General features: G+C 62.1%; 10 protein-coding genes. 5 read left to right on the top strand and 5 right to left on the bottom strand.

Annotated elements, in window-relative coordinates:
* Window positions 1-8: 8 nt before the first annotated feature.
* Window positions 9-896, bottom strand: a complete 888-nt coding sequence (locus tag IE127_RS04610) for a DMT family transporter (protein WP_189423828.1) — start codon at window positions 894-896, stop codon at window positions 9-11.
* A gap of 144 nt (window positions 897-1,040) precedes the next feature.
* Here IE127_RS04610 and araD point away from each other — a divergent pair, with 144 nt between their 5' ends.
* Genes araD through IE127_RS04595 form a run of 3 tightly spaced genes read left to right on the top strand, consistent with a single transcriptional unit; the run spans window position 1,041 to window position 4,417 of the window.
* Window positions 1,041-2,780 carry an L-arabinonate dehydratase gene (araD, locus tag IE127_RS04605; RefSeq protein ID WP_244639927.1) on the top strand — a complete coding sequence of 580 codons (1,740 nt, stop codon included), beginning with the start codon at window positions 1,041-1,043 and terminating at the stop codon, window positions 2,778-2,780.
* A gap of 11 nt (window positions 2,781-2,791) precedes the next feature.
* Window positions 2,792-3,502 (top strand): ribonuclease activity regulator RraA, encoded by a 711-nt coding sequence (locus IE127_RS04600; RefSeq protein WP_189423827.1) that lies wholly within the window; start codon window positions 2,792-2,794, stop codon window positions 3,500-3,502.
* 18 nt (window positions 3,503-3,520) lie between these two features.
* Window positions 3,521-4,417 carry a dihydrodipicolinate synthase family protein gene (locus tag IE127_RS04595; RefSeq protein WP_189423826.1) on the top strand — a complete coding sequence of 299 codons (897 nt, stop codon included), beginning with the start codon at window positions 3,521-3,523 and terminating at the stop codon, window positions 4,415-4,417.
* On the opposite strand, the gene IE127_RS04590 is transcribed toward IE127_RS04595, so the two are convergent.
* Window positions 4,414-5,427, bottom strand: a complete 1,014-nt coding sequence (locus tag IE127_RS04590) for a LacI family DNA-binding transcriptional regulator (RefSeq protein WP_189423825.1) — start codon at window positions 5,425-5,427, stop codon at window positions 4,414-4,416. The two genes, IE127_RS04595 and IE127_RS04590, sit on opposite strands and share 4 nt — an antisense overlap.
* Window positions 5,428-5,547: 120 nt before the next feature.
* On the opposite strand from IE127_RS04590, the gene IE127_RS04585 reads away from it, so the two are divergent.
* Window positions 5,548-7,392 carry a glycoside hydrolase family 2 protein gene (locus IE127_RS04585; RefSeq protein WP_189423824.1) on the top strand — a complete coding sequence of 615 codons (1,845 nt, stop codon included), beginning with the start codon at window positions 5,548-5,550 and terminating at the stop codon, window positions 7,390-7,392.
* Window positions 7,393-7,433: 41 nt separating this feature from the next.
* Here the strand turns inward: IE127_RS04585 and IE127_RS04580 are convergent, their stop codons facing one another.
* The 3 genes from IE127_RS04580 to IE127_RS04570 all read right to left on the bottom strand — a co-directional run bounded on the left by IE127_RS04580 (window position 7,434) and on the right by IE127_RS04570 (window position 11,423).
* The gene (locus IE127_RS04580; RefSeq protein ID WP_210310413.1) at window positions 7,434-8,390 is read right to left on the bottom strand and encodes a D-2-hydroxyacid dehydrogenase; all 957 of its coding nucleotides are present in this window, start codon (window positions 8,388-8,390) and stop codon (window positions 7,434-7,436) included.
* Between the two features lie 102 nt (window positions 8,391-8,492).
* Complete coding sequence (locus IE127_RS04575; RefSeq protein ID WP_189423822.1) at window positions 8,493-10,433, bottom strand: beta-galactosidase; 1,941 nt, start codon at window positions 10,431-10,433, stop codon at window positions 8,493-8,495.
* 96 nt (window positions 10,434-10,529) lie between these two features.
* Window positions 10,530-11,423 carry a helix-turn-helix domain-containing protein gene (locus IE127_RS04570; protein ID WP_373297280.1) on the bottom strand — a complete coding sequence of 298 codons (894 nt, stop codon included), beginning with the start codon at window positions 11,421-11,423 and terminating at the stop codon, window positions 10,530-10,532.
* Between the two features lie 249 nt (window positions 11,424-11,672).
* On the opposite strand from IE127_RS04570, the gene IE127_RS04565 reads away from it, so the two are divergent.
* On the top strand, window positions 11,673-12,974 hold the full coding sequence (locus IE127_RS04565; RefSeq protein WP_189423820.1) for a PQQ-dependent sugar dehydrogenase: 1,302 nt from the start codon (window positions 11,673-11,675) through the stop codon (window positions 12,972-12,974).
* Window positions 12,975-13,080 lie beyond the last annotated feature (106 nt).

Raw genomic sequence — 13,080 nt, 5'->3', positions numbered from 1 at the left:
AAACGGATTCAACCTGCAGTGCCGGCCTGTGCCCGGGCGACGCGCATGCCCATGGCGCATGCGGCAACGATCAATGCGCCGCCGAGCCAGATTTCGGGCTTCGGCACTTCGGCATAAAACACGAAGCCCAGAGCGGCGGCCCAGAGCAGGCTGGAATAGTCGACGACGGAAAACACCGAAGCCGAAACGCGTTTGAGGCCGCCGACAATCATCAGGATGCCGAGAGCGCCGAGCAAGCCGATCAATGCCAGCTGTCCCCAGGCGACGGGGCTGGGCGGAACATAGCCGGCAATGGCGAGCGGCAGGGTGAGGGTGCCTGCTACTATTGATTGCGCCATGGTGATGCTGGTCGGGTGTTCGTCGGCTGAGTGCTTCTTGAGCAAGACGAGAATGATCGCGTAGCTGATCGGGGCGCCAATTCCCGCAGCCCAGGCCATCCAATCGGAGCCTCCAAGTGTTTCCACCGGCTCGCCGGCGAATACGATGATCAAGGCGCCGGAAATGCCGAGCGCAATTGCAATCAGGACACCGGCTGTCAGACGTTCGCCGAGAAAGACCACACCGAGCAGCGACACATAGATCGGGGCGCTGAGCCCGAGCGCCGATGCAACGGCCAATGGCAGATGCGTTGCGCCATAAAAGAACAGCGTGGCGGTGATCGCAAACAGAGCCCCACGCAGGGCATGGCGGTGGAAGTTCTTGCGCTGCGGCCAGGCGCGCCTGGTGGCGAAGATGAACATGGCCAGCCATAGCGCCGCGCCGAAATAGCGAATCGTCACGATCTGCAGGGTGGGAATCGTCGCACCGACGCCCTTGACCGTCGCGTCCATGCTGCACAGCGCGATTACGCCGCCCAGGCCGAGAAGAATGCCGGTCGTGGCTTGGCTGATGCGCATGTGTGGTGGTCCTGAAGGCGTGTGGCAAGGCGGGAGGGGGAAGTGCTCGCACACTGTCACGATGAACATCGCTTGTCACGAGACCCTTAGGGCCGCTATGTCAATCTTGTATGGTAGGTTCTGTCGGGCCGGAGGAGGACCGTTTTGACGCGCCAACGCAAGACCCCCGAAACACTGCGCAGCGCGCGCTGGTTTGCCCCTGATGACCTGCGCAGCTTTGGGCACCGGTCCCGGTTGATGCAGATGGGGTATGGTCCCGAGGACTGGACCGGACGGCCGGTGATCGCCATCGTCAACACCTGGTCGGACCTCAATCCGTGCCACATGCACTTCAAACAGCGCGCCGAAGAGATCAAGCGCGGGGTGCTGCAGGCCGGTGGCCTGCCGGTGGAATTGCCGGCGATCACCATGTCGGAAACCTTCATGAAACCGACGACGATGCTCTATCGCAACTTGCTGGCGATGGAAGCCGAGGAGCAGGTGCATAGCCAGCCGATCGACGGCGTTGTGATGATGGGCGGCTGCGACAAGACCACGCCGGCGCTGATCATGGCCGGGCTGAGCGCGAAACTGCCGATGATATTCATGCCGGCCGGCCCGATGCTGCGCGGCAACTATGCCGGGCGGACGCTCGGCTCCGGGTCCGATGCATGGAAATACTGGGACGAGCGGCGCGCCGGGAATTTGAGCGAAGACGAATGGGTCGGCATCGAAGGCGGCATTGCCCGTTCGTTCGGGCACTGCATGACCATGGGCACGGCCTCGACGATGACGGCGATTGCCGAAGCGATGGGGCTGGTTCTGCCGGGCGGTTCATCGATCCCGGCGCCAGATGCTGGCCACACCCGGCTGGCGAGCGAAACCGGGCGGCGTATCGTCGAGATGGTGTGGGAGGATGCGATACCCGAGACCATCGTCACCGAGGCCTCGATCCGCAATGCGGCAATCGTTGCGATGGCGACGGGGTGCTCGACCAACGCCGTCATTCACCTGATCGCCATTGCGCGCCGAGCCGGTGTCGATTTCAGCCTCGATGATCTCGATGCACTGGGCCGCACAACCCCACTTTTGGCCAATGTCAGACCTTCCGGCAAAGGCTATCTGATGGAGGACTTTTATTACGCCGGCGGTTTGCGGGCGCTGATGGCGCAGATCGGCGACAAGCTCGATCTCGGCTGCATGACGGTGAGTGGTAAGGCCCTCGGCGAAACGCTTGAAGGCGCAACGGTCTACAATGACGACGTGATCCGCTCGCTTGATAACCCGGTGTATCACGAGGGATCGCTGGCGGTGCTGAAGGGCAATCTGGCGCCCGATGGCGCGGTGGTCAAGCCGGCGGCGTGCGACCCGAAATTTTACCTGCATGAGGGCCCGGCGATCGTCTTCGACAGCTACCCCGAGATGAAGGCGGCGGTCGAGGATGAAACGCTCGACGTAACGCCCGACCATGTGATGGTGCTGCGCAACGCGGGGCCGCTGGGTGGGCCGGGCATGCCGGAATGGGGTATGTTGCCGATGCCGAAAGCGCTGTTGAAGGCGGGGCACCGCGACATGCTGCGGATTTCGGACGCGCGGATGAGCGGCACCAGCTATGGCGCCTGCATTCTGCACGTGGCACCAGAATCGCATGTTGGCGGCCCGCTGGCGCTTCTCAAGAACGGCGATATCGTTCGGCTCGATTTGGCGAACCGCCGGCTCGACATGCTGGTCGACGATGCCGAACTCGAGACGCGGCGCGCGGCGTGGCAAAAGCCCGCCGACAAGATCGGGCGCGGCTATGGCTGGATGTATGCGCAGCATGTTTCGCAAGCCGACAAGGGCTGTGACTTCGACTATCTCGAAGAGGGTTTCGGGCCCGACGCAGACGAGCCGGAGATCTTTTGAGGATGGGAAAGATGGACGAGACGGTACGCCAGCAATTGGCAGAGGTGTCCACCGCGACACTGTGCACGGCGCTGTTCAAGCGCGGGTTGCGCAACCAGTTCCTGCAGGATGTGCACCCGGTGGGCGCCAAAGGCCGCAATATGGTCGGGCCGGCATTCACGCTGCGCTATATCCCGGCGCGTGAAGACCTCAATGGCCTCGAAGTCTTTCGCAACCCGGAGCACCCACAGCGTGCCGGGGTCGAGCAATGCCCCAAGGGCGCGGTGATGGTGATGGACAGCCGCAAGGATGCACGCGCCGCGTCAGCCGGCTCGATTCTGGTGACGCGGCTGATGCAGCGTGGCGTTGCCGGGGTGGTAACAGATGGCGGGTTTCGCGATAGCCCCGAGATCGCGGCGCTCGATATCCCTGCCTATCACCAGCGCCCGTCGGCGCCGACCAATCTGACACTGCACCAGGCGATTGACCTCGATGTGCCTATCGCCTGCGGGGACGTTGCGGTGTGGCCCGGCGATATCATCGTTGGGGACGGTGAAGGTGTCGTCGTCATCCCGGCGCATCTTGCCGGTGAGATTGCGGCCGAGGCCGTTGAAATGACGGTGTTCGAAGATTTCGTGACCGAGCAGGTCAAGGCCGGAAAGACCATAATCGGGCTTTATCCCGCCACCAAGGAGGAGACGCTGACTGCCTTTGCCGAATGGCGCAAGCAGGTTGGCCGATAACGCATGAAGGACGCGCATATGACGACCCTGACCGATGCCCTGACGGGGATCTCCGGCATTCTGGTGACGCCTTACGCGGCCGATGGAGAGATTGCCCCCGACAGGCAGAAGCCAATTATCGACCGGGCGGTTGCGGCAGGCGTTCATATCCTCGTCGCCAATGGCAATACCGGCGAATATTATGCGCTGACCAGCGAAGAAGCCGAAACGATGGTGGCGGAGAGCGCCGCCCAGATCGACGGCCGCGTGCCGCTGGTGGCCGGTGTCGGGCGCGGTATTCGCGATGCCTGCCGGCTGGCGAGGGCCTCGGCGAAGGCGGGTGCTGCGGCGCTGATGGTGCACCAGCCACCTGATCCATTCGTGTCGCCGCGTGGGCTCGTCGACTACCTCAGGGCGATCCGCGATGCCGGCGACGGGCTGCCGCTTGTACTGTATCTGCGCAATGACACCATGGGCACCGATGCCATCCGCTCCATATGCGAGATCGACGGCGTGGTCGGCGTGAAGTGGGCGACGCCCAACCCGATGAAGCTGAAAGAGGCGATCGCAGCGACAAATCCGAGCATTGTCTGGGTGGATGGGCTTGCTGAGATCTGGGCGCCGCCGCTCTACGCTGTCGGGGCGCGCGGGTTTACCTCGGGCCTGATCAATGTCTGGCCGGAGCGCTCGGTCGAGATCCACGCAGCGCTCGCTGGCGGCGATTACGACACTGCGCGCAGGCTGATCGACGAGATCGCGATCTTCGAGAAATTGCGTGCCGAAGAGATGAGCGGAACCAACGTGACGATCGTCAAGGCGGCGCTGAAGGCGATGGGCGAGGATTGCGGCGCGACACGTCCGCCATCGGCATGGCCGCCCACGGAAGCGCAGCAGCGGGCCGTCGAGGCGTTCCTAGATACGCACAGGCTGCGCTAGCGAGCGCCTTGACGCGAAGAGCTGGCGCGCTCGATCAGCCGGCCGTGAACGCGGCGCAGCGGCCGGTCGAGACCAGCCTTGCCCTTCAGCAGCACCGTCATCGCGCGTTCCGCCATTTCGGCGTGAGGCAGGGTGACACTGGTGAGGGAAGGCTCGAGATCGGCTGCGAACTCGCGATCGTCATAACCGACGATGGCGACATCCTCAGGGATGGCGACGCCGAGGCGGCGGGCGGCCGCGATGGCACCGCGCGCAATCTTGTCATTGTGGCAAAAGATGCCGTCGGGAGAATCGCTTAGGGCGAAAAGTTGAGAGGCGGAGTCATCGCCACTGTGGTGGCTCCAGTCGCCGGTTCTGACGAAGTGCTCCGGCACCGACAGGCCGGCGCGGCGCAGCGCGTGGCGGTAGCCGTGAAGGCGCGCCCGCGTTGCCTCCTGCCACGGATCGCCAGTGATGGTGGCAATGCGCTTGCATCCACGTTCGATGAGATGGCGGGTGGCCAGAAACCCGCCGGCGCGTTCGGCGGGAACAATGGCTGTGCCGACGCCGTCAGCGCGCCGGCAGTTCAGCAGCACATGGGGCAGGGCGGATAGCGCAGTCGTTGGTTCAACGATGGCGGTGAAAGTGCTGGCGTAAATGATGCCTTCGACACCGAGCACGCGCAGAGTTTCGAGCGCCGCCGCTTCCCTGTCGGCGAGGCCACCTGTGACCTGGATGATGAGTTGAACGCCCTGATCGTCGGCGAGTGTCTGCAGTCCTTCGATCAGGTCGATCGGGTAGGCGGCCGATATCTCGTTGATCAGCACCCCGAACCGGCGAAGGCTGCTTGTAGTTGGTTCGGCCAGCGACGGGCCGGGGGCGTAGCCGAGTTCGCGAGCCGCATCGAACACGCGTTGGCGCGTGTCCTCGGCAATCCGCACGTTCGGGACCCGGTTGAGAACCAGCGAGACCGTGGTCTGCGAGACGCCGGCGGTGCGAGCAATATCGAGCATGCGAACGCGTTTGGACATGACTCTCTCAAGGTTGGGCCGTGAGTGTGCTTGACAAGAACAGGTGGCGCAAGCAGGTTGCTAATAAAGTTTAGCAGCACTTCGGCGCACGCTTGCCGCACGAGTTTTCAGGAGGAATTCATGAGTCTTCTCAACGCAGAAGTCGATCAGCTTCACCCCAACCCGCAAAAGACCCGCAGCGGCTGGACTGACCTTTGCGGGACCTGGCAGTTTGCGCATGATGACGCGAATGCCGGGCTGGATGAGCGCTGGTTCTCCTCCGCTGATGCGTTCGATCGCGAGATCATCGTGCCGTTTCCGCCGGAATCGAAAGCGTCGGGTCTGCGCGAGACCGGGTTTCATCCGTATGTCTGGTATCGGCGTAGTTTCGAAGCCCCGGCGCATAAGGCAGGCGAACGGGTGATGCTGCATTTCGGTGCGGTGGATTACGCGGCAGACGTCTGGGTCAACGGCCAGCATGTGGCATCGCACACCGGTGGGCACACGCCGTTTTCAGCCGATATCACCAATTCGCTCGGCGAGGGCGAGCAGGTTGTGGTGGTGCGGGCCGAGGACCAGCCACAGGACGTGCGGTTCCCACGCGGCAAGCAGGACTGGCAGGAAAATCCGCACGCGATCTGGTACTACAGGACAACCGGCATCTGGCAGCCGGTATGGCTGGAGATCGTGCCGGACGTTCACCTGACGGACCTGCACTTCACGCCCGATATCGACAATTCCGGGATCATCTGTCAGGTGCGCCTGAACAAGGCGCCGCGCGACGCCGGGAATCTGAGCATCACTCTGACCCATAACGGCGCGGAGCTTGCGGCAACGCGTGTGCGGGTCGCAGACTCGCAACTCGAGTTCACGATTGCGCTCGGTACGTTGGCGCATGTGCAGGCGCGCAATGGCATGTTGTGGTCACCGGAACAGCCCAATCTTGTCGAAGCGTCTGCGGTTCTGGAGTGCGATGGCGGTGAAGACCGCATCGAAAGCTATGTCGGGTTGCGCACAGTCAGCGCCGGAACCGAGAGCTTCCTCCTCAATGAGCGGCCGTACTTCTTGCGAATGGCGCTCGGGCAGAACTACTGGCCCGACTCGCACCTTGCCGCCACCGGCGAGGAACTGAAGCGGGAAGTTGAGCTGATCAAGGCGATGGGCTTTAACGGTGTCCGCATCCACCAAAAGATCGAGGACCCGCGCTTCCTATACTGGTGCGATCGGCTTGGCATTATCGTCTGGGAAGAGATGCCGAGCGCCTACGCCTTCACCAATTCAGCGGTCGAGGCGCTGACGCGCGAGTGGCTGGACGTCATCCGGCGTGACAAGAGCCATCCGTGCATCGTCACATGGGTGCCGTTCAATGAAAGCTGGGGGATCGACCAGATCGCGACCCGCGAGGACCAGCAGCATTATGCCTCGGCGCTGTATCATCTGACGAAGGCCATCGATCCGAGCCGGCCTGTCATCTCCAACGATGGCTGGGAGCTGGTGGAAAGCGATATCTGGTCGATCCATGACTACTCGCCGGATGGCGAGGGGCTGGCCGAGCGCTTTCATACGCCAGAGGCGATCGAAGCCGTGCTGCGCGGCATGGGGCCAGCTCGGCGCCGGATCATTCTCGGGGACAGGCCGCATGAGGGCCAACCGGTGATGATCACCGAGTTTGGCGGGCTGAGCTACGCGCCCAAGGCCGGTGAGAACTGGCACGGCTATGCGACGGTTGAAACGGCGGAGGAGTACGAAGATCTGCTGCGCGACATGTTCGATGCTATCGCCGAAAGCCGCTATCTCTCGGGGTTCTGCTATACGCAGGTGACTGATACGGAGCAGGAGACGAACGGGCTTTTGACAGAGCGCCGTGAGCCGAAGCTGCCGCTAGAGGTCATCCGCGAAATCGTTGCGCAGCCATCCTACTCCATCCCGTCGGAACTGGTTGACCAAGCCCGCAAGCTGGCCCGCGAGAGCAAAAAGGCGAACTAGGAAAGCTTGGGCTCGCCAATGGTGAGCCCAGTTTCCTTGGTTTAGTAGCCGGCCCGTTTGTCGACGACGTTGAACAGGTCTTCTTCAGCGATGTAGCGCCGAAGGTTCTCGGCGAAGATCTGGAACCCGCGCTCTCTGGTGCCTGCGCTCGAGGCACCGTTATGCGGGGTGACGATCGTGTTGCGCAGTGTCCAGAAGCGATTTTCGGGTTCCAGCGGCTCGGTGCCGTGCGCGTCGAGGCCGGCGCCAGCGATCCAGCCTTCATCGACGGCGCGATACAAGGCGTCGTCATTGGCAATGCCGCCTCGAGAAAAGCAGATGTAGAAGGCCGAAGGCTTCATCGCGCGGAACTCGGCTTCTGCGAGCATGTTGGCGGTTTCGGGCGTGTAGGGGGCCGTCATTACCACGAAGTCGCACGCAGCGAGAAACGTGTGCAACTCGGCATGTGTATACATGCGATCAAAATTCGGGCTTGGCTTGTCGGTACGCCGAAGGCCGAGGACGTTCATGTGGAACGCCTTGCACTTGAGCGCCAGATCCGCGCCCGAGTACCCGGCGCCGATAATGCCGACGGTCATGCCATTGAGTTCGCCGTGCTGGAAGGGGTCCCAGTTGCGCTTGGCCTGAGCATCGATCCAGCGCATCGCGTCGCGGTTGAGCATCAGCATCAGCATGATGGCATGCTCTGCGAGAGGGACGGCACCATTGCCCTTGCAGCAGGTGAGGACGACATCGCTTTCGACGAAGGACTGATAAAGCTGCGGATCAGGACCCGCAGCCCAGCTCTGCACCCATTTCAACCGTGTCGCGTTTGCGAAGGCTGCCTCCGAGACTTCCCCAGCAACGATATCGGCGTCTGCGATATTGGCCTCGAGGTCGGCCTTGTGCTCGAACACCCGGATATCGGCGCCGGGCGCGATCTCCGCCAGGCGGTCCTCTCGGGCGGCATTCATGTTGCCGTTGACAAAAATTGTCAGTGACGCCCCGTTTTCAGCCATTTCCGATATCCTCCTCAAGTGCGCCTGAAGCGCAGGCCCATGCATGGTCTGTCACTGTCGCCAGCCTGGTCAAGTTCCGGGCTGGCGACGGTGTGGCTTGCCCTACCTGACGAGCGTGACGCCTGCCGGCGCAAGGCTGGCTCCATCCAGAAGAAATTCGCCTTCGGGCCACAGGGCCTTGAGATCATGCGTCTCCTGGCCGTGGTTGAAGACGAACGTGCCACTCTGGGTATGGCGCAGCCGCAGCCCTTCCGGGATCGCTTTGGCTTCAAGTCCTGCGGCATCCAGAATTGTGCGGATTATCGCGCGCTGGCCCGCTTCATCCAGCAGCCCGGCAAGGTAGTGGGTTCGGCCCGAGCGCACGTGAACTGGCTGCCCACCGGTGGTGGCCGCAAGCGTTTCGAAATCACCCTCAAGAACCTCGAACCAGGTCTCAACATTGCCGCCATTCTCAAGAGCGATGGGGCAATCAGGGGCGAGCGACGCGATGCGGGCGACGCGAAGATCGAGCCGATCGCCAGGGATCGCTGGCGGCAGAGGTACCGGGATGTGGAAATCAGGCGTCTTGGCGCCGCTGCGCGGGCCAATGACCAGTTCACCCTTGTACGCACCGAGCGCTTCACGCAACTCTGCAGTCCATGTGAAGAGAGCCGGAATAACGACCAGTTCGTAGGCCGACAGATCTGCGGTGCGCGACGAGATAATGTCGACATCCTGCCCCAGCTGGCGCAAAGCGCGATACGGGGCGAGCGCAGCCTCGAGATGCGAAAAACCCGCTGATTGCGGCTGGATCTTCCAGGCCCAGGTGCTTTCGTAATCGAAGACGATGGCACAGCGAGCCGTGCTCCTGGCGCATTCGGGCAGTGCGGTGCCAATTTCGTCATAGACCTTGCGGGCTTCGATGGCGCAAGGGGTCTCGACGTCATCCGGGCGCAGCATGCCGGCATGCATCTGTTCCTGCGCGAACGGGGCCTGGCGCCAGCGGAAATAGCTGACCGTTTCGGCACCGTGGGCCATGGCTTCCCAGGTCCACAGGCGGACCATGCCGGGGAGCGGATCGGCGTTATGCGCGGCCCAGTTCACCGGCCCGGGCTGCTGCTCCATCACCCACATGCGGCCGCGCCCGACAGCGCGGTAAAGATCGTGATGGAAGGCCTGCAGGTCCGGGTCGCCCTGGCGTGCCTGTTTCGCCTTGACCGGCGAGGTGCCGAGACGGTTCTGCAACTGTCCGAGAGGATAAGAATCCCAGCTCGCCACCTGCATCTGTTCGCCGATGGCGAAGTGATCGAAATCGGTGAAGCCGGTCATGTAGTTGTGGGTGATCGGCACGTTCGGGGTGATGCGGCGCAGCACCTGCACCTGGGCGCGATTGAAATCGAGCACCTGATCCGACGAGTAACGGTAGAAATCCATCCAGTGGCTGGGGGAGGCTTCGCAGACCGTCAGGTTCGGCAGGTCGATCTTGGAAAAATCCGAGTATTCCATCGACCAGAAGACATTACCCCAGGCGGTGTTGAGCGCGTCTATGTCCTCATACTTGCTGGCGAGCCAGGCCTGAAAGCCTGAGCGCGCCGCATCCGAATAGGACAGCACGGTGTCGTGGCAGCCATATTCATTGTCGGTCTGCCATAGGGAGAGCGCAGGGTGCTCCTTGACGGCTTCGGCCATCAGTTCGGCGATGCGCACGGATTCCTCGCGATAGCCGGTGTGCGAGAAGCAATAGTGCCGGCGCGACCCGAATTTCTTCGGTCGTCCCTCGGCATCGACTGCCAGCATGTCCGGCCATTTTTCGATCATCCAGCGCGGCGGCGTTGCGGTGGGCGTTCCGAGCACCACCGAAAGACCGTTGGCGTGCAGCGTATCCATGGCGCGAAGCAGCCAGTCGAATTGCAGGTCGCCGGGGCTGGGTTCGAGCCGACTCCAGGAAAATTCGCCGATGCGTACATATCTGATGCCAATATCGGCCATGCGTTCCGCATCGCGGCCCCAGGACGTTTCGGGCCAGTGTTCAGGGTAGTAGCAGACGCCAAGCGATGGCTTCATTGGGAAGTTCCTCCGATTTGGAGCGGACTAATAACGGCGGCACGGCAGGGTGTCGCTGCCGTGGGGAATCCGAAGTGTGCGGGAAGTAAGATCGGGTCAGACGGGCAGGGCGGGGCGGGCACGCGCTTCGCGCTTGAAATCGGACGGATTCATGCCCGACATTTTTCTGAAGCACTTGTTGAATGCCGATAGTGACCCGAACCCGCTTTCCAGTGCAACCCGCAACACGTTGGCGTCCTCATGCATCAGCATGGCCTGAGCGTATGAAAGCCGCAGCAGCGTGACATAGTCATTAAGGGTCATGCCGGTGGATTTCTTGAATACGCTCATCGCGTATTTTGGGTGGATATCGGCGGACAAGGCTATATCGGTCGAATCGATGTCGTGCCGGAAGTTCTCGGCGATGAACTCGCAGATGCGCCCGATATTGTGAAAGCTCTGCTGATCCGCCGCCTCGATGGTGCCGGCCGGGGCTGCGGGTTCAAGCAGGCGATAGGCGCCGAAGCGGATCCGCTCGATGCGCAGCAGCAATTCCTCAATGGCGTGTCGGGCCCGCGCGATGTCGCCGGACTGCATGTAATCAGACCAGCGCGTGAACGCTTGTGCGTCGTCGCTGGCGGGATCATTGGCGACGAGCGTTGCGCCGTGCATCAGCTTATGCTGGATATCCGGCTGAAGCCGCAGGCGGAAAAAGTTCATCAACGGCAGGTGGATGGCGACAAACAGGGTCTCGTCAGCAGTATCGACGACGCGGTGCGGCAGTCCGCCCCAAAAGATCGCCAACTCGCCAGCACTGAACCGCGTTGTGTGCCCGGCCATCTGGTAGTCGACATAGCCCCGGAAGACGAAGTTGATCTCGACCTGCGCATGCCAATGCGCCGTGTTCATGATGCCCGGCTGCTCATGGCTGACAACCAGCTGGTTCGGCACTCTCTCGACGGTGCTCTTCAACGGGTTCCAGTAGCGTTTGCCGCCTATTTTACCGTCCAACAATTTTTCCTTCCCAGAACGCGGGACGCCTCCACCTAGTTTGGTAGAGTAGGATCAGCCTGTCATCCGGGCAACATTGAATGGGGGGACTTTCAATGCGCGCTGATTGGTGCGGCTAGTATACGGGTTGACCGGGCATTCTTGTTCGATAATGCCGGTAAGCGATTGCGTTAATGAGACAAATATTTTCCTGCCTGGTATTAAGTGCGGCTACGATGCGTTAGCTTGGGGCCGACAGGGAGATTGACAATGAGTATGTCCGGTATTTTTGCGCGCGTGGTCGCCATGGTTGGCGCCGGTGCCATTCTTATGCGCCGCTGGGACGGTGACACACCAGAGCCAGCCTTTGGCGGGACGCCCAATATCCCCAAGGCCAAACCACAGGGCATCCCTACGCTGAAGATGCCGACGGCCAAAGGATGGACTGAGGGGCATAAGCCGAAAGCGGCACCAGGGTTCAAAGTCAATGCATTCGCCGACAAGATGGACCATCCGCGCCAGATCTACGTGCTGCCGAACGGTGACGTGCTGGTTGCGGAATCCTCTGGTGAAGCCGGTAAGCCAAAGAGCGCCTTCGATTATGCAGCAAGTGTGACGATGCGTCGTGCCGGCGCCATGGGTGAGAGCCCCAACCGCATCATCCTGCTGCGTGACGCCGATGGCGACGGGGTGGCCGAGGTGCGCGAAGTGCTGCTCGAGAACCAGCGCCAGCCCTATGGCATGGCCCTTGTCGGGGAGACGCTTTACATCGGCAATACCGATGCGGTGATGGCGTTTCCCTACAAGCTCGGACAGACGCGGATCACCGAGCCGGGTCGCAAGATGATGGACACCAAGCCGGGCGGACACTGGACCCGAAACCTGATTGTCAGCCCGGACCAGAAAAAGCTCTATGTCGCCGTTGGCTCGCTGAGCAACATTGCCGACCAGGGAATGGACGCGGAGAAGGACCGGGCTTGCATACACGAGCTTGATCTAGAGACCGGTGCGACGCGCGTGTTCGGCTCAGGGCTACGTAATCCGGTTGGCATGGCCTGGGAGCCGAATGCGGGTACGCTGTGGACCGTGGTCAACGAGCGTGATGGGCTCGGCGACGAGACTCCACCGGACTATCTCACCAAGGTCGAGGACGGGCACTTTTACGGTTGGCCCTACTGCTACTGGGACCGGGTGGTCGATGATCGCGTGCCGCAGGATGCGGAAATGGTCGCAAAGGCGACGAAGCCGGATTTCGCGCTTGGGGGCCACACAGCCTCTCTCGGCCTGAGCTGGGTACCCCAGGGTTTGCTGGCGGGCCTGCCGGCTGGCATGGCGATTGGCCAGCATGGTTCATGGAACCGCAGCAAGCTGAGTGGCTACAAGCTGGCGTTCGTGCCGTTCGAGAACGGGCATCCTGTGGGGCCGGTGCGCGATATTCTCACCGGCTTTCTTTCGCCGGACGAGAAATTCTCCTATGGGCGCCCGGTGGGTGTCGCCGTGGGTCCGGACAAGTCATCGCTGCTGATGGCAGATGATGTGGGAGATGTCATCTGGCGCGTGACCGCCGGGTAGCAGGCAAGAGGGCGGCAGCGATGCCGCCCTTTCTTATGCAGCGTCAACCGGGGCTTGCTGAATGGTGGTGCGCATAACATGGGTAACTGCCCAGCGAGCGCATCGG

This window comes from Devosia pacifica (assembly GCF_014652635.1).
Classification (GTDB): domain Bacteria; phylum Pseudomonadota; class Alphaproteobacteria; order Rhizobiales; family Devosiaceae; genus Devosia; species Devosia pacifica.
The sequence above is the reverse complement of the archived record's forward strand: the minus strand, read 5'-3'. Positions and strand labels throughout refer to the sequence as shown.